Raw genomic sequence first — 18,535 nt, 5'->3', positions numbered from 1 at the left:
TTTAAGCTATTTACTAACGGATCAGTAATTAAGCTTGAACAGTTGAAAGTGCTGCATTAAATGTAGCGCTTGGACGCATTACAGCGTTTACTTTTGCAGGGTCAACTGCATAGTAACCACCGATGTCAGCAGCTTTACCTTGTACTTGAGCAAGTTCAGCAACAATCTTCTCTTCGTTTTCAGCTAGAGCTTTCGCAAGTGGAGCAAACTTCGCTTTCAACTCAGCATCTTCGTCTTGAGCAGCAAGTGCTTCAGCCCAATAAAGTGACAAGTAGAAATGGCTACCACGGTTGTCAAGCTCACCTGTACGACGTGATGGAGACTTGTCATTGTCAAGCAATTTACCAGTCGCTTCGTCAAGTGTCTTCGCAAGTAACTTCGCACGAGCATTGTTTTCTTTAATGCCCATTTCTTCTAGAGAAACTGCAAGTGCAAGGAACTCACCAAGCGAATCCCAACGTAAGTGGTTTTCTTCAACAAGTTGTTGTACGTGTTTAGGTGCTGAACCGCCTGCACCAGTTTCGTACATGCCACCACCCGCCATAAGCGGAACAATAGACAACATCTTCGCAGAAGTACCAAGCTCCATAATTGGGAACAAGTCTGTTAAGTAGTCACGTAAAATGTTACCAGTTACAGAAATCGTGTCTAGGCCACGAACTACGCGCTCAAGTGTGTAACGCATTGCACGTACTTGAGACATGATTTGGATATCAAGACCAGTCGTGTCGTGATCTTTCAAGTACTTCTGTACTTTCTTGATCAATTCGTTTTCGTGTGGACGGTATGGGTCAAGCCAGAAGATCGCAGGCATGCCTGAGTTACGTGCACGAGTTACTGCAAGTTTTACCCAGTCACGAATCGGAGCATCTTTAACCTGACACATACGCCAGATATCGCCTTCTTCAACATTTTGAGTCAATAACACTTCACCAGTATCAAGATCGGTAATGTTTGCAATACCAGCTTCTGAAATCTCAAAAGTTTTGTCGTGAGAACCGTATTCTTCAGCTTTTTGAGCCATCAAACCAACGTTTGGTACTGTACCCATAGTCTTCGGATCGAAGTTACCATGCCATTTACAGAAATTGATCATTTCTTGGTAAATACGGGCAAATGTTGATTCTGGCATTACTGCTTTAGCATCGTATTGCTTACCATCAGCACCCCACATTTTACCACCAGCACGGATCATTGCAGGCATAGAAGCATCTACGATGATGTCGTTAGGTGAATGGAAGTTTGTGATGCCTTTTGCCGAGTCAACCATTGCAAGTGCAGGACGGTGTTCTTGGCAAGCATGTAAGTCTTCGATGATTTCTTCACGTAATGAAGTAGGAAGAGTTTCGATTTTCTCGTATAACCCAGCCATACCGTTATTAACGTTAATACCTAATTCGTCAAATAACTTACCGTGTTTTTCGAAAGCTTCTTTGTAGTAAATTTTCACACAGTGACCGAAAACGATCGGGTGTGAAACTTTCATCATTGTCGCTTTTACATGTAAAGAGAATAAAATTCCAGCTTCTTTACAATCATCAAGTTCTTTTTCGTAGAAATCACAAAGTGCTTTCTTGCTCATGAACATTGAGTCGATGATTTCGCCTTCTTGAAGCGCAACTTTTGGCTTAAGAACAATGCTCTTACCACTGTTTGTGATAAGTTCCATTTTTACATTGCGTGCACGGTCAAGTGTCATTGACTTTTCACCGTGGTAGAAGTCACCTTCTTCCATGTGTGAAACGTGAGTTTGTGACCACTGTTTCCACTCGCTCATTGAGTGAGGGTGTTTCTTAGCGTAATTTTTAACGGCAGCAGGAGCACGACGGTCAGAGTTACCCTCACGAAGAACTGGGTTTACTGCTGAACCTAGGCATTTGCCATAACGAGCTTTAATAGTTTTTTCTTCTTCAGTCGCTGGGTTTTCCGGATAGTCAGGAATTGCAAAACCTTTAGATTGAAGTTCTTTAATACATGCTGTCAATTGCGCAACAGAGGCACTAATATTTGGGAGTTTGATAATGTTAGTATCTGGATCTTGTGTAAGACGACCTAGCTCAGCAAGGTTGTCGGATACCTTTTGCTCTTCACTTAGGTAGTCAGCGAATTCTGCGAGCACACGTGCAGCTACAGAGATGTCACTTTTAACAATCTCGATACCTGCTGGCTTAGTAAAGGTCTCAATGATCGGCAGTAGCGAATAAGTCGCCAATAATGGCGCCTCGTCAGTCAGTGTGTAAATGATAGTTGACTTTTCACCAGCCATATATAGCCCCTTCCGTTGAATTGAGTTTTGAGGACCGAGCTTTTGGCCCAGTGCCTACGAACCGATATGCTTAAATAAAACCCTGAGAGTATCGGCTCTCATTGGCTTTCAGTCAACGAAATATCCAGTGATAACGACATTTCGCAGCGAAATAATACATAATTTAAATCTATTGATAATAATCTTATACCTAACTTATGGTAATATATGTACGTTTACCAACTTTTTAGGTATAGGACATTGTTAAATTACATGAGATATCTTTCAGAGTTCTGACAAATATTATACTTTTCATTCAAAATAAACTCAAAGATAACACCTATTTCAATTTTCAAAATCTACTAAAAAGTAAAAAACCGATGTACGAAACATCGGTTTTTTATAAATTAATTCACTGTTATTTAGGCTTTTAACCATTTATCAGCTTTACTTTGATCTTCAATAATAAGTTCAACTTCAGTTAAGTTTATGCTGTCACCTGTCACTTCAAACGACAATAACTCATCACGGCGGAAAGCCAAGACTTGATAAATACCCTTTTGCTTAGCATATTTCTCAATAAGTTTTGTGGTCGCTTTTAATCCATCAATTGCGATAATGACATCATTGGCAGAAATACCTGCTTTTGCCCCAGCTCCTTCACGTTGAGCATTTTGTACCAATACACCTTCAGGTTTATCGGTTAGCTTTAAACCATAAGCTAATGTCTTATCATTTTTAAATGTATAACTTAAACCAAACTCAGGGAATAACTGATCTAGCGGTAACTCATCCGTTGTGTTAATCAAATGATTGATTTGCTCAACCCAACTATCACCCGTTAACTCTTCACATAAATCGAAAACGGTACGTTCATTAACCTGAATACCATTTTGTGTATTTTCATACAATCGACGCATTAAGGCATCAAGACTAGAACCACGTAAACGCAAGCCTAAATCTAAACATAGGGCAACTAATGCACCTTTGTTGTAATAGCTAGTGCCCGCATTATTGGTGTTTTCATCTGGACGATAAAACTTAATCCATGCATCAAAACTTGATTCAGCTACTGTTTGAACAAAGCGACCCGGATTTTGTAAATAACGATCAAGCTGTGACTTCAACAAATCTAGATAAGACTTCTGAGAGATCACACCGCTACGTAATAAAATGAGATCATCATAATATGAAGTAAACCCTTCAAAGATCCACAGTAGCGAGGTATAACCTTCTTGATGAAGATTATAATTTGCAAAGTTTTCTGGGCGAATAAACTTCACTAACCAAGAATGAAAATACTCATGGCTACATAAACCTAAGAAACGTTGATAGTCTTTTGATGGTTCAGTAGGTTCATTCGACTTTGGTAAATCATCACGTGGTGTAATCAGACTTGTACTATTGCAATGCTCTAAGCCACCATAACTATTCCCTGTTGCCATCGTCATAAACGTATAGTTTTTAAATGGCGCTGAACCAAACATTTCAATTTCAGCTGCACAGATTTTTTCAATGTCCGCTTTTAAACGGTCCACATTGGTACTGTGCTGTCCTGAAATTGCAAATTCATGTGCAATTCCGTGCGCTTCGAAACTAAAACGTGTTTGATCAGCCAGTTCAAATGGACTATCAATCAGTTGATCATAATGATCAGCTTTTAAGGTAAAACGTCCCTTAACTAAGCTTTTTGAAGCTAAGCCAGTGGCTAATTGAAAGTGTTTTAATTCATCAGGCAAAAAGATTTCTAATTCACAAGCAGATTGTTCTTGGCCATCTAAACCTAAGCATACACAGGCAGGGTTAATATATAGACGAGTTTGATCTACATAAGCACCACGTACCGACAAATCATAAGCATACACATCATATTCAACAGTAATTAACTCATGGTCGGTGTTAAATAAACGCCAGCGATTTTTTTCAGTTTTTTTAATATTGAGCATACGTCCAGCTTCATCGTAAGCTTTTACAGCCTCAATATGCTTAGAAAACTCACGAATTAAATAACTGCCCGGAATCCACGTTGGTAACCATAGTTCCTGATTTGGATTCGCTAAAAAACGAATTGTTACGTGAACAAGGTGCTGTTTGTAATCATCGAACTCTATTTGATAATGCAACATAAATTCTTCAATTTTAAAATAAGAACGGTTTCACATTAGATTATCACTTTTTTGTATCCACTTGCGTAGATGTATTTTTTGGCAACAATTCACACTAGCCTTCTACAAAAAAAAGGCATAGCATGCTGGGCATCTGTGTTCCGTATTTGCCAGTAAACGTCAAGGTCACCTAGTGAAATTCTTCCTATCTCTTTTTACGCTGTTTAGTATTTTCTGTACTACTCTTACCAATGCTGCTCTACTTAATATTGCTCCTGAAAGTGTTGAAGCCGCTGCATGGACAATTGTAGACACTCAATCTGGACAAATCATTGCTGAGCATAATAGTCATGTACAACGTGCACCAGCATCCTTAACCAAAATGATGGTTGCCTACATTGCATTAAAAGAGATTAAGGCTGGAAAATTAAAGCTAGATCAAGTCATTACTGCAACCCCTGTCGTAGGTGTGGTTCAGTGGGACGAATCACAAATGTACCTCAAAGCGGGCGAGCAAATTTCAGTTGATCAGCTTTTGGCTGGTTTAATTGTGATGTCGGCAAATGATGCTGCTGTGACTTTGGCAGAAAAAATTTCTGGTGACGTGCCTCATTTCGTACAACGTATGAATCAAGAAGCGCAAGCATTAGGTATGAAAGACACGCATTTTAGTAACCCTGCCGGGATTACAATGCCTGACCATTACACTACAGCTCATGATTTGAGCTTATTAAGTCAGGCAGTGATTCATCAAACACCTGAATATTTACATTATTCAAAAATGCCAAGCTTTAGCTACAATCAACGTTTTCACCATGCGACCAACCTTGCTTTGAAATATGATCCATCTGTAGATGGTTTAAAAACTGGCTATACCAAAGCAGCGGGTTATAACTTGGCTCTCACAGCTTCGCGCCCTTCGTTTTCACCAAACTTACCGCAAAGACGTTTACTGGTTATTGTTTTAGGTACACCAAGTGCCGTGAAACGCGCTGAAATTGCCGATAAGTTAATGAATCTTGCGTATGCATATACACGTGATGAAGTGGTTATTCCAGAGCAAAAACTAATTGCTGAGCTACCTGTGATTAAATCAACTTTAAAAATGTTTAAAGTAGAAACTAAGCAGCCGACCATTGTTACGACTTCTTTATATGCTGAGCCAGCAGCAATCGATTTAAATACGTTTGATTATGCTACACAGCGTATTCAAGTTCTTGATAGTAACAAGCAGCCTAAAACTATTGCTCCACTTGAAACCACTCAAACACGTGTAAACATTGAGTTAAATGAGCAAAAGTTAACTGCACCGTTAATGAAGGCGATGAACTTGGCAACTGTTTCAATTTATCAAAATAATCAATTGATTCGCAGCCTACAAATTGAAAATGATGTGCATATTGAAGAAGCGAACATTTTCCAAAGAATCATGATGTGGTTCTCTAATCTTTTCTCTATTTTTTCATCGAGTAACCATAGTGCAGCAAAACTCTACCCTGTAGATTCGCACTAAAAACATCAAATTGTGCACAGAGGCACAATAAATTTTATAAATAAAAGATGGCATAATTTAGCCATCTTTTTTTATAGAAAAATAATTAGGTGATAAAAATGGCCCAAAGTTTACATCATATTGTTATTGTCGGTGGTGGTGCGGGTGGTTTAGAACTTGCCACACAACTCGGTGAAACTTTTGGGAAAAGTGGTAAAGCTAAAATTACATTAGTCGACCAAAATTTGACTCATATCTGGAAGCCGCTACTGCATGAAATTGCTGCGGGTTCTTTAAATCCTCACGAAGAACAAACCAATTATTTTGCCCATGCAGAGAAACATCATTACGAATTTGTATTAGGAACGTTTGTTGCAATTGATAAAGAGAAAAAAATAATAGATTTAGTGCCCCCTCAAGTGTCTAAAGAACAAAACAATCATGTTCAACAACTGAGTTATGACACGCTTATTTTGGCGCTTGGTTCTGTATCAAATGACTTTAATACACCAGGGGTACGTGAAAACTGTCATTTTCTCGATAGTCGAAAACAAGCTGATATTTTCCAACAAGACCTTTTGCATTTATACATCGAAGCGCAAAATCAACCAGATCAACGTACCTTAAATATTGGAATCATTGGCGCGGGTGCAACTGGCGTCGAACTTGCAGCAGAACTTATTGAAACAACCAAAAACTTTTATCGCTATGGTTTGAAAAAAATCCATCCTAAACAAGTCCAAATTACACTGATTGAAGCATCAGGACGAATTCTTCCTGCCCTAAATGAGAAAACGGCTGAGCATAGTGCAAAACAGCTCCAAAAAATGGGCATCGAAATTTTAACTCAACACCGCGTTGAAAAAGTTGATAAGCATTGCATCTATTTCAGTAACGGTCATCAGCTCAAAAGTGATATTACGGTATGGGCAGCTGGGGTAAAAGCTCCCAAAGTTCTTGAAAGTTTTACCGACTTCGAACGTGACAACATTAACCGCTTAATGGTCTATGCAACCCTGCAAACTTATTCTGACCCAAATGTATTCGCTTTCGGTGACTGTGCACATTGCCAGCTTGATGCACGAAACCCGCCTCTTGGACCACGTGCTCAAGTTGCCAGCCAACAAGCAAGCTTTTTAGTTGATGCGATGGCTGCCAGACTTAATGGCCGTTCACAGCCAATGTTCACTTTTAATGACAAAGGTTCACTTGTGTCTTTAAGTCGTAATAAAGCCGTTGGAGAATTGCTTGGGGATGTCAGTGTACAAGGATATATTGCTAAAACGATGTATGTATCTTTATACCGTTTACATCAAGCAACAATTCACGGATACACTCAAGCTGGACTACTCACAGTGAAAGATTTACTTACAAGACGAGTACGTCCAAAAATTAAGCTGTATTGAGTTGAATTTTTTAAGTTCATCCCTATATAGACAAAAACGCATTAGAAAAAGTGTTAAAGATTGAGATTTTGTAGTCTACAAAATTTATTTTTCACTTTATGATGTACGCTTTAATTGATTGAATGGATCAAAAACATGACTGCAATTGCAAATAACCACGTGGTTTCATTCCACTATAAATTAACAAACGCTGAGGGTGAAACACTTGATCAATCTCAAGGTGAACCACTTGCCTATTTGCATGGCGCAGGCAATATCATTCCTGGTTTAGAAAATGCATTAACTGGTAAGACTGTTGGTGATAAATTCACTGTAAACGTACCAGCTGCTGAAGGTTATGGCGAATACAACCCAGACCTAGTACAAGAAGTTCCAGCTCAAATGTTCCAAGGTGTTGATAACATTCAACCTGGTATGCAATTCCAAGCTCAAACAGATGACGGCGTTCAAATCGTTACTGTTAAAGCGGTTGAAGGCGACAACGTTGTAGTTGATGCTAACTTCCCACTTGCTGGTCAAGATTTAACTTTTGAAGTTGAAATCGTAGAAATCCGTGAAGCTTCTCAAGAAGAATTAGATCACGGTCACGTACACGGTGCAGGTGGTCACCACCACTAATTCATCTTTCACAAGATGATAAAAAGCAAAGCTTCGGCTTTGCTTTTTTTATGCCTTTATTTTATATAATATTCAGTGAGTTAATTTATTATTGGACTATGCATGTCAAATGCTTATCAGTTGATTTGGTTCCGACAAGATTTGCGAGTACGCGATCATGCAGCTTTATGGCATGCCTGTCACCAAGGACCTTCAATTGGATTAGTCATCTTATCGCCAGAGCAATGGAAAAAACACGACGATGCTCCAATAAAAATTAATTTTTATTTACGACAACTCAAAGAGCTTCAAAAAGAATTAGCAACACTTCATATTCCACTTATTATCCAAGTCATTCCCAATTGGAAAGATATCGCCAAATTTATTTCTGATTTCAGCAAGAAATATAATATTGAAAATGTTTATGCCAATATTGAAATGGGTGTAAATGAATTAAAAAGAGATAAAACAGTACAAGACTCTTTAAATAAAGGCAGCAAAGAACTTTTTTTATTTCATGACCGCACGATTTTTCCCCTGCGTTCAGTTCGCAACAAATCAGAACAACCGTATCAAGTTTTTAGTGCATTCAAAAAAGCATGTTATGCAAAACTAGATACCAGCGGTTTACCTCAATGCTACCCTTTACCCAATAAACAAACTAAAGTTCCAACTGATTTCTTAAATGTGGGAAATGCAGACTTAGCTGAAATTGAAGAACTATTTTGTTCATCTATTTCTAAAGAACAGCAAGATTTATGGCATGTTGGCGAATCATATGCATTAGAACAGTTAGATGAATTTATTAAAGACTCGGTGTCTCACTATAAAGTCGAGCGAGATTTTCCTCACGTAGAAGGTACAAGCAAACTTTCGCCTTATTTAAATATTGGCATTTTATCTATTCGACAGTGTTTACAAGCGCTCTTTCGTGCTCAACACGGCAACTTTCACTTAGTCGATGAAGGCCAACAAACATGGTTGGATGAACTTCTTTGGCGAGAATTCTATCAGCATATTTTATTTGATTTTCCGTATGTGTCTAAACACATCCCATTTAAAAAAGATACTCAAAAAATTCAATGGAATCATAATCCAGAACACCTGACAGCATGGCAAACTGGCCAAACGGGTATCCCTATCGTTGATGCTGGCATGCGTCAACTTTTAGAGACAGGCTGGATGCATAACCGAGTACGAATGATTACCGCTATGTTTTTATGCAAAAACTTACTGATTGATTGGCGCATTGGTGAACAATGGTTTATGCAACATTTAATTGATGGGGACTTAGCGGCGAACAATGGTGGCTGGCAGTGGTGTGCCTCAACTGGAACAGATGCTGTACCTTATTTCCGGATTTTTAACCCAGTTAGTCAATCACAAAAATTTGATCCGAATGGAAACTATATTCGCAAGTGGGTGAAAGAATTAGCTCATCTGGACAATAAATCCATTCATGAACCTTACTCAACCAAAACGAGTCTTCGCTTAAATTATCCAAAACCAATTGTAGACTTAAAAGAATCACGTATTAAAGCAATTGAAACATTCAAGAGTATTTAGATAAGAATTGAGTCTTATCTGTTTATTTTTGATTAACAATTAATAAGAGGATTTGACTATAAAGGGACTTTCAACTACAAATAAATATATTAGATACTTAAAAAGGACAGAAACAACAACAACTTCGCAAATCAACACCTTTCATTATAAAAGTATAAAAAAATTAACATTACAAAAAGGTAGCATAGCGCGCATGCAGCAAAAAAACCCAGGTAGAACACTCGTCTTATGGATTATCGCAGCTCATCTATTTATGGGAATGGTTGCATATGAGTGGTTGCCTGTGAGTTTTAGAGGAAGTTGGATTTTTATTCTTCTTCTTTTAATTTCCGGCGCTTTTTTAGAAGTCGGCTTGTCTTTAATTGTCGGTTTACTCGCATTCATTGGAGTTGCCGTATATTTTCTACTCGACTTAGGAGCGCAAACGCACATTGAGCGGCAGCTTCTTTTACTTTTTATTATTCCCCTTATTCCGCTCTTTTTAAGTGCTGTACGCCACAATATCGAAATTAATGTTCAAAAATATCGAGATATTCAAAGCTATGACCGAAATTATCGCCGCGATATTTTCCCGATCAGTGCTTTAAAATATTTCCAGCGCAGCTTTTTTAAGCTTCTTGATCACCATAATGTACAAGACTATGAAGTCTTTGCGATCAAGATTCTTAATCGTAGTTTAATCAAAGAAATGCTAGGTGATGATGTTTGGAAAACCACTCAAAACGAAATGATTAAGATTTTGAGCCAACATGAACCTAATGAGATTATTTTCCAGTTTGCAGATGATGACTTGGAAAATATATACAGTATTGTCATTCGCCAGCAAAAAACTGAAGAAGAACCTGACTTTATTAAAAAATTAAGAGAAATTATGACATTACGCCTTGAGGTGGAATATAAAATTATTCCAATTCCACCTGAGGAGATGAGCTAATGTCCAATCTTCTCAATATTTGTGGAATTGTGATTGCTTCTAGCCAATATCCAGATGCCACTCTACAACAGTTTTATCGGCAATATTATCATTGTGAAATTAAAGCTGAGCAAATAAAAACTGAAGTTCAAAGTTCTAATGATCTTTCCATGTTTTTTCCATATCAAGACACATGGTGGCCTGTCTTTACCATTGACCAGCTCAAATCAGAAAGTTTCCAGAGACTTATACATCATGGAATTAAACCCGGCATTATCTTGCCAGATGAAGTATTTGGTTTCCCTCACTATTTCTTATTAAAAGAAGCAATAAGCCAAGGCGCTATTCCTATCGTTTTATTTAAAACAGAACAACCTCAATATTTTGCTGCTAAGGCCACATTTTCAACAGCTATTGGTTTACGGCCAATGGCTGCTTTTGTAAGTACTGGATGGGATGAAAATTTAATTTCACAACCTGCGGGAAGTTATATTGTTGAATTAAATACCTCGACCCTACCTTTACCCTCTAGAAAAATCCGACAAGGTCAGCATTTCTTTTACTCAGCAAAGAACTTTAACGGTCATGTTTCGGGTTATGAAATTATCATTAATCCTCCTACGGACTTACCTGTGTCCAATATTCGGTATCCTCAACTCGGTATTTCATGGAAATTTAATAATATTAACTACGTAAGTACACCTGAACATGTCACTACCAATCTTATTGGTTATATATTTATTGGTTTAAGCATTGTTGTTGTTCCTCTAGATCTGATTTTAACAACAACTTATCCAGATCTTCTCGGTACATTTGGTAGCTATATTTCGTGGATCTCTTTGGTCGTCGGGTTAATTTTACTGCTACTGCTCACCTTCTCTATTATTAGGAGGGTTCGTAAAAATGGCTCCCATTGATATCCTGTTTTTATTTGGTTTTTTAGGGATTTGGATTCCACAAGCATTTTGGGCTTGGTTAAGCTATCAAGCATGGAAATATTCAAAAACTGCTGAAAAAGAACTACACAATCTGCCAATACCAGAGAGATGGCCTGTCTTAAGTGTTTTAATTCCCGCCTATAACGAAGGCGTGGTGATTGAAGATACTTTACATGCCATTGCCCAACAGGACTATCCAGCAGAGTCTTATGAAGTACTGCTTATTAATGATGGCTCTAAAGACAACACCCTTGAAATTGCAGAAAACCTTGCAAAAATTTATCCGTGCATAAAGATTGTTAATGTCCCCAAAGGTATGGGCGGTAAAGGTAAATCAAGAACACTCAATAATGGCCTTCCTCATGCTAAAGGCGAGTTAATTGTTGTTTATGATGCAGATAGTACTCCTGAACCTGATTGTGTCCGATTACTCGCACAAACCTTACTGGCAGATAAAAAGTTAGTCGCTGTAAATGGCAAAGTTAGAACCCGTAACTGGCAAGATAGTATTTTGACTCGCTTTATTGCCATTGAGTTCATCTTTTTTCAGTGGATTTTTCAGGGTGGGCGCTGGCAACGTTTTGAACTATCAACATTGATGGGGACTAACTACGTTATCTGGCGCGATGCATTAGAAACTTTAGGTGGTTTTGATGAAAAGTCGCTAGTCGATGATACAGAAATGAGTTTCCGAATTTTTATCGGACAAAAACGAATTAAATGGGTTCCCTATGCAATTGGTTGGCAACAGGACCCTCCTTCCTTAAGTGTATTTGTTAAACAGCGCTCACGCTGGACTCAAGGTAATTTTTATGTGACACGTAAATATTTACCTGTAGCACTGAGAACGCCATTTCCTATCGGAATTGAAATTCTGAATAACATTATGTGCTACATCCTTTTCGTACCAGCTCTATTCTGGAGTCATATCACTTTAACGCTTGGCTTACTTGATATTGCAGGCATTTCAGTTCCGGGTCCATTTACGTTACTGTGGGGCCTTTCATTTTGCCTATATGTGGCACAAATGTGGTTTACGCTATCTTTAGAAAAAGTTAAACCAGAACTCTATTTTTACTCTGTTTTATCTTACGTAAGTTACTCACAAATCTTCTTATTTATTGTATTTAAAGCCGCATTTGACATGCTAAAAAATAAAATACAGGGCAACTCCCTTCAATGGTACAAAACGGAACGTAGCAAGGAGAAAAAATAAATGAAAAAGACTTTCGATCTTTACCAAACAGCTCAAGTGTTCCTTGCCAGCACCAGTTTTTTACTCGCCATGTCTGCTCATGCATATACATGGAAACTGGATGATATTAGTACCTCGACTAAATATACTGTCGAGCCTCATTTTTTCTATGTTGGGAAAGGTGCTGAATGGCAAAATGTCCAGTTTTCTAGTGACTACTCAACTGAAAACGACACAACATTACTGGTGAAATATGACGATAAACTCATCTATAACACGACCTTAAATGGTGACGGCCAATTTAAATTTAATATTCCTGCCAGCCCAAGTGGTTTTCACCGTTTAGATTTTATTATTCAACAATATGCTAAACCGACAACTCTAAACCAAACAAAAGAAACCTTCTGTACCGAAGATATCGATCATTTAACTTATTTGAGTAATTCCCAACTCGACTTTACTCCTGTCCGAAATATATACCGTTTAAAAGATTTACCAGATGCCCTATTTAACCCACAAGCTAGACGTCCTACCCCATTTGTTGGAATTTTAAAATATAACCGTAAGGAAATTACCGAAGCATCCATGCTAGCTCGTTTAGCAAGTTCTTGGAGTTCTGTAACACCAATTGAATGGGTCGATTCAGGGCAAACTAATTTAAACCCTGAAACAAACTTTATTATTGAAGTAATTCATTCGGCTAGCCCACTTAAAGGCGGTGCTTTAGTACAAATTGCAAAACCAGCAGAAGGTGTACCGACATTATCAATTACTTACCACACACCTCAAGAGCTTACAGCCACAATTAATGGACTAATTAACCCGTCTTATGTACAGCAGCTTGATACAGGCAGTGCTATTTTCCCAACCACAATTTCAACACCAGCGTGGGCGCAATTTAGAAAAATTGATACGCTTGCAGATTTGGGTATTAGCGACTTCAGACTCAACCATGCTGAAAAGAACCTCTTTCTTGATTTCCCAGCAGTGTGGCAACCAACTGATATCCTACAGGGACAAATCGCACTTCGTATTCAAAGTGGTTTATTACAAGGCTCTAGTATCACTGCATGGCTGGATGGCGGCCTTGCTGGTAGTATGAAAACGGCAGATCTTGCTTCTGACCCTGTAAACCGACAGTTCAACATCTTTGCCAAGGAAATTTCAAATACAACAAACTTTAGCTTAAAACTTGAAAACTCAGTCATTGCCAACTCACAGTGTTTACCAAATGCTCACGGTTCACTTTGGGTTGATACCGCCAAGTCAACGGTAAAACTTCCACATAAGCTCAAAAATGGTGTTGCAGCACTTTCCATGACGTTAGCAACTAAGCCAACAATTGCAATTGATGACCAGTCAGGTGCACTGAATATGGCTATTATTTTGGGGCAAGTCGCTAAAAATATGTTACTTACACAAGCGCCAATACCTTTAAACCTAGTACGTTTTTCACCCAACACTCCGCAAGCAGTTAATGTGAGAGTAAATAAAGAGATTTATCAGCAACAAATCTTAATGCATCAAAACATTATTTATGCACCTGCGGCAGCAAATGGTTTTATTGTGAGTTATAACAATAACCGCTTTGATGTGATTACTGACTCTGAAAACGGTGCACTCACCTTTATGCATTTATGGGGGAAAATACAACATAAAATTCCAAACAATGTCACCAAAATGCTGGTTTCTGAAAATGGTAATATTTATGTTCTCCAAAAATTAATTGTAGGCAACCAAAAAGCACCACTAGTCCAACAGTCATCATTCTTTTTGCTAGTTGTGATTATCTCTGCAATTATGATAATAGTGATCTTCTTGTGGTATTGGTTACGACGAAATAATGAGAAAACAGATACCAATTAAAATAACTGCTTTTATTATTTTAATTATATGTAGTGTAGTAGCTTATGCGGGGTTGTTCAAAAATCATGGACAGCCTCCTATTATTGAAGGCATTTTCTGGCAACCCGACAATAACACCACTCCTCCTAAAGGAAACTGGCATTACTTAGGAGTGAACACTTTTGTTCCTCAATGGTCAGTCGTCGAATCTAAATCTTGGTGGAAAAACTCCACTCTTCCTCAATGGGAAAATGCCATTGATATACAAAAAATTAAACAACAACCTTGGGCTCAAAATCTTATCTTGGGTTTAGCAGGTGAATATAACGAACGTGAAGCACGTGCAAATGTCGTTGCTTTAGGAGAAAAATCTGCGCAAATTATTCAAGAACAAAAAGATGCACCATTAAAAGGTTATTATTTTCCAGTAGAAGCCGATCCAACATGGCTAAGAGTCAGTACATTAGGCCATGTTTTAGAAAAGCTCCCTTCACCTATCTGGGTTAGTGTTTACAGCGGCGAAAGTGAACCCGAAAACTATGATTTGTGGGTTAAAAGTTGGCTACCTCAACAAGCGGGCATCTTTTTTCAAGACGGCGTAGGCGTTGGTGTAAGGACTCCTCAACAAGCTAGACGTATTTTAGATCAACTTGAGCAAACTCTTGGAAAAGATAAAACGGTGATTGTGCTAGAAGCCTTTCGAACCAAGAAAAATGGACAATTCCGAGCAGCCTATCCTTGGGAAATCATTTCTCAGATTAAAGCTTATGAAGGCAAGAAAATTTATATTTTTGATGGTCCACACTACATGGGACGGTGGTCGGTTTACATCGTCGGTTTATGGTATCGCCTCACTTATGGCAGCACATCTACCGCCATAAACGAATCTGAAATTTCAAAATAAATGACTTCTATTCATAAGTTTTAGCAATTTCATCCAATATTCGCTGAGCAGCACGCCCATCACCAAACGGATTTTCAACATTTGCCATTTTTTGATAATGCTGTGAATCCGTTAAAAGTTTCTCAGCTTCATCTATAATTTTTTGCTGATTTGTACCAACCAGTACTCCAGCTCCCACCTCTACCACTTCTGGGCGTTCAGTCGTATCTCGTAAAATTAATACAGGTTTATTAAACGATGGACTTTCCTCTTGTAAACCACCAGAGTCCGTCAAAATAAAACTAGAACGGTCTATAACGGCCAATAAACTTGGATAATCAAGTGGCTTAACCAAATGAATTTGAGCATGATTTTTAAACTTATCATGTACTACATCATGTACAGCTGGGTTTAAATGCACAGGCCAAATAAAATGCAAATCTGGATGATGATTAGTTAAATGCTCAACTGCATTACAAATATTTTGGATTCCTTCACCGAAATTTTCACGGCGGTGAGCGGTAATAAGTACAACCTTATCATTTGGTTTTAATTCAATTCCGTAAGGTTCAAGCTGATTTTTTTAAACCAGTTTTTTCCGCAATTAATTTTCTACCTAAATACACAGCATCGACTACAGTATTACCTGTCACTGTAATTAAAGAAAGCGGAATTTGCTCATTTAACAAATTCCGCTTTGATTGCTCTGTAGGGGCAAAATGCCATTTGGTAATACGGGAAACTAACTGGCGGTTTCCTTCTTCGGGAAACGGATGATCTAAATCATAAGAACGCAAACCTGCTTCGACATGGGCAACAGGTATCTTCATTGAAAAAGCGACTAACCCAGCAGCTAATACAGTAGTAGTATCCCCCTGAATGACAATCGCATCTCTTTTTTGACCATCAGTGTAGACATGCTCAAGTTGTGTCAAACCATGAATCAATAGCTGATTTAGGCTTTGTCCTGCATTCATAATTTTAAGTCGGTGGTCAATTTCAACCCCAAAGAAATCTATAGCATCTCGCACTAATTCATCATGCTGCCCCGTGAAAATAACTTCTACCTGAAATCGTGAGTCTTGTTTTGCTAATAGAATTACTGGAGCCAATTTTATAAGCTCTGGACGGGTACCAAAAACAATCGAAATAAAAATTTTTTTCATTATTAGAAGTCCTTATAAAAAACAAGTTCTACTCGGGTATTGTTGTAATGATCTTTTGTATTAATAGGCACGTCTTTAAAATAGTTGCCATATAGACGTTCAACACGTAGTTTTATTGGTTGATAGTTAAAAGGCTGCCATGAAATCCCTGGGCCATATTCAAATAAATTATTGTAATATTCATTTTTACTGTCTGCTAAGCCATGCAATTTCACATAAGCCTGCACAGTTCCATTGTCCCCCTTATATAAATTTAAACCTGAGCGTAAGCGTAAATCTCCAATAACGTTATAGTCTTCTCTTGAATAAGTCGCGACATTACCATAGAGGTCAGTAAAGTAATTATCTAAACAAAGTGTATGATTACAGTTAGATTGCGAATACCATTCCTGATAACCCGTTACACCGCCTACAACACTTTCACGAAATTTTTTTCTATTTCGATCAATCAAGTCATAACTTCCTCCAACTTCGACATAAGCTCGAACAGGAATTGAAGTCCACGGTTGATAATTTGCACCTACCCCAAGAGTAACCGCATTTTCATCAATAATTTCAGGTCGTACTCCACCTTGAGATTTAGTATCACGGTTTAAATTAAGAAAGCCATATACTTGAGCTCGTCCGTTATCGATGTTTTTACCGTACCGAACTTTTAAAGGAAAAATAACATCGTCATAACGTGACTCATAAGAGGGTGCAAAATAAATATCACCAAAATATGGTTTAACCTCACCCCCACTTAAATTTTTAACCGCTTGAGTTGCCTTTGCTGCAATTGCTGGATCTGAAGATGAAGTTAATTCTTTAAATAAAACCAATGCTTCACGGTCTTTTTTCTGCTGATTCAGCAAATATGCTTCTTGTAATTTTAAAGTGTCGTCTTGAGGAGCTAAAGCTCTTGCTTGCCTTAAACTCTGTAAAGCCTCATCTCTTTTTTCGAGCCGAATTTGTAAATAAGTAAGGCTTTTCCAGACTTTAATATCTGTAGGGGTCAGCTTACTCAACTCAACTAATATTTTTTCTGCTTCTTGGGGTTGAGACTGCTCTATTTTATAAAATCTGTCCCACTTATCATAAATGAGGTTTCCAGGTTTATAGTCTGAAGCTACTTGGTCCTGTGCATAAACAGAGTCCATGCTCACTACCGTTAAAGAAGAGATCACTGCTCCCATAAGTAATATTGAATGCGTTATAGAATTTATTGTTTTGCTATTTTTCATTTTCACCTCTACAGTAAATTAGAGTTATTAGGGGCAATTTTTTGGAATGATCAATAAATATCATAATTAAAAATAATGATTTACATCGTTAAGTTAGGTTAAAAATGTTTTATATAAATAAGTTAGTCTCCATTTTTATTATTGATCTATTCTTTAGTATCCCTAAATTTCCTATAATGATGACATATTTTTTGATCAATAAATTGTAAAGTTTCATAGTATTTATAAAACATTTATAAGGAAAAACACATGGCTTTTCCACATCATACAGAGCATCATGCAATTCACCGTTCAGGTTGGTTAAGAGCTTCAGTTTTAGGAGCCAATGATGGAATTATTTCTGTCACTAGCTTAATTATGGGCATGGCAGCAAGTGGAGCCAACTCCCATACTCTATTAATTACATGTATTGCTGGACTAATTTCTGGGGCTACATCAATGGCCGCCGGCGAATATATTTCCGTAAAATCTCAAGAAGATATTGAAAAAGCTGATTTAGCTATTGAAGCAAAAGAACTCTCGAGGCACCCGCAAAAAGAGTTAGATGAATTAACTCAAATTTATATTTCTAGAGGCTTGTCTAAAGAACTAGCTCAAGAAGTTGCTTTGCAGCTAACCACTCATGATGCATTGGGTGCACATGCCCGTGATGAAATAGGTATCCATGAAAATACGGCAGCCAATCCTGTACAAGCTGCATTATCATCTGCTGCATCATTTTCTTTTGGGGCTTTTTTCCCCATGCTCGCTATATTACTGAGCCCGAATCAATGGATTATGCCTGTGGTTTTGGCTACCGGTATTCTTTCATTAGCGATTTTAGGTGCACTTTCTAGTTATTTTGCAGGTACATCTAAACTTAAAGGTAGTTTACGTATTACGTTATGGGGAATTTTAGCAATGGCTTTTTCAAGCTGGATCGGTTCTTTATTTAACGTCACTCCTTTATAAAAAGATTTTT

The 18,535-nt window shown here is 37.9% G+C and carries 13 protein-coding genes and 1 pseudogene; 10 read left to right on the top strand and 4 right to left on the bottom strand.

The features are described from left to right. Positions 1-28: 28 nt before the first annotated feature. Entirely contained in the window at positions 29-2,266 is a 2,238-nt protein-coding gene (locus ACIF8R_RS00160; RefSeq protein WP_396478302.1) for an NADP-dependent isocitrate dehydrogenase, read from the bottom strand. 401 nt (positions 2,267-2,667) lie between these two features. Then, positions 2,668-4,371, bottom strand: a complete 1,704-nt coding sequence (locus tag ACIF8R_RS00155) for a M61 family metallopeptidase (protein WP_396478300.1) — start codon at positions 4,369-4,371, stop codon at positions 2,668-2,670. Between the two features lie 172 nt (positions 4,372-4,543). Here ACIF8R_RS00155 and ACIF8R_RS00150 point away from each other — a divergent pair, with 172 nt between their 5' ends. From ACIF8R_RS00150 to ACIF8R_RS00110, 9 genes are all read left to right on the top strand, one after another. Continuing rightward, positions 4,544-5,863, top strand: a complete 1,320-nt coding sequence (locus ACIF8R_RS00150) for a D-alanyl-D-alanine carboxypeptidase PBP6B (RefSeq protein ID WP_263614327.1) — start codon at positions 4,544-4,546, stop codon at positions 5,861-5,863. A gap of 98 nt (positions 5,864-5,961) precedes the next feature. Then, positions 5,962-7,248, top strand: coding sequence for an NAD(P)/FAD-dependent oxidoreductase (locus ACIF8R_RS00145; protein ID WP_396478298.1), 1,287 nt, complete (start codon positions 5,962-5,964; stop codon positions 7,246-7,248). A gap of 135 nt (positions 7,249-7,383) precedes the next feature. Beyond that, a complete protein-coding gene (gene slyD / locus ACIF8R_RS00140; RefSeq protein WP_002052512.1) occupies positions 7,384-7,866 on the top strand; it encodes a peptidylprolyl isomerase in 483 nt (160 codons plus the stop codon). A 102-nt stretch (positions 7,867-7,968) separates the two neighbouring features. Beyond that, complete coding sequence (gene phrB / locus ACIF8R_RS00135; RefSeq protein WP_396478296.1) at positions 7,969-9,411, top strand: deoxyribodipyrimidine photo-lyase; 1,443 nt, start codon at positions 7,969-7,971, stop codon at positions 9,409-9,411. 193 nt (positions 9,412-9,604) lie between these two features. Continuing rightward, positions 9,605-10,345, top strand: a complete 741-nt coding sequence (locus ACIF8R_RS00130; RefSeq protein WP_396478294.1) for a hypothetical protein — start codon at positions 9,605-9,607, stop codon at positions 10,343-10,345. Next, positions 10,345-11,241, top strand: coding sequence for a hypothetical protein (locus ACIF8R_RS00125; protein WP_396478292.1), 897 nt, complete (start codon positions 10,345-10,347; stop codon positions 11,239-11,241). Before ACIF8R_RS00130 ends, ACIF8R_RS00125 begins: the two co-directional genes overlap by 1 nt. Continuing rightward, positions 11,228-12,478 (top strand): glycosyltransferase, encoded by a 1,251-nt coding sequence (locus ACIF8R_RS00120; RefSeq protein WP_396478290.1) that lies wholly within the window; start codon positions 11,228-11,230, stop codon positions 12,476-12,478. The genes ACIF8R_RS00125 and ACIF8R_RS00120 overlap by 14 nt, the downstream gene beginning before the upstream one ends. After that, on the top strand, positions 12,479-14,323 hold the full coding sequence (locus ACIF8R_RS00115; protein WP_396478288.1) for a hypothetical protein: 1,845 nt from the start codon (positions 12,479-12,481) through the stop codon (positions 14,321-14,323). After that, a complete protein-coding gene (locus ACIF8R_RS00110) occupies positions 14,301-15,206 on the top strand; it encodes a hypothetical protein (RefSeq protein WP_396478286.1) in 906 nt (301 codons plus the stop codon). The genes ACIF8R_RS00115 and ACIF8R_RS00110 overlap by 23 nt, the downstream gene beginning before the upstream one ends. Positions 15,207-15,213: 7 nt before the next feature. On the opposite strand, the pseudogene wecB reads toward ACIF8R_RS00110, so the two are convergent. Beyond that, positions 15,214-16,351, bottom strand: a pseudogene (wecB, locus tag ACIF8R_RS00105) (non-hydrolyzing UDP-N-acetylglucosamine 2-epimerase). Positions 16,352-16,353: 2 nt separating this feature from the next. Further along, positions 16,354-17,574 carry a tetratricopeptide repeat protein gene (locus ACIF8R_RS00100; protein ID WP_396478284.1) on the bottom strand — a complete coding sequence of 407 codons (1,221 nt, stop codon included), beginning with the start codon at positions 17,572-17,574 and terminating at the stop codon, positions 16,354-16,356. A 249-nt stretch (positions 17,575-17,823) separates the two neighbouring features. Between ACIF8R_RS00100 and ACIF8R_RS00095 the strand changes: the two genes are divergently transcribed. Continuing rightward, a complete protein-coding gene (locus ACIF8R_RS00095) occupies positions 17,824-18,525 on the top strand; it encodes a VIT family protein (protein WP_396478282.1) in 702 nt (233 codons plus the stop codon). The last annotated feature ends 10 nt before the right edge of the window (positions 18,526-18,535 follow it).

Origin of the sequence: Acinetobacter sp. ABJ_C4_1, from assembly GCF_044538495.1 — a bacterium.
Lineage (GTDB): Bacteria > Pseudomonadota > Gammaproteobacteria > Pseudomonadales > Moraxellaceae > Acinetobacter > Acinetobacter nosocomialis_A.
Note: the sequence above shows the minus strand (reverse complement) of the source record. Positions and strands in the feature narration are given on the sequence as shown.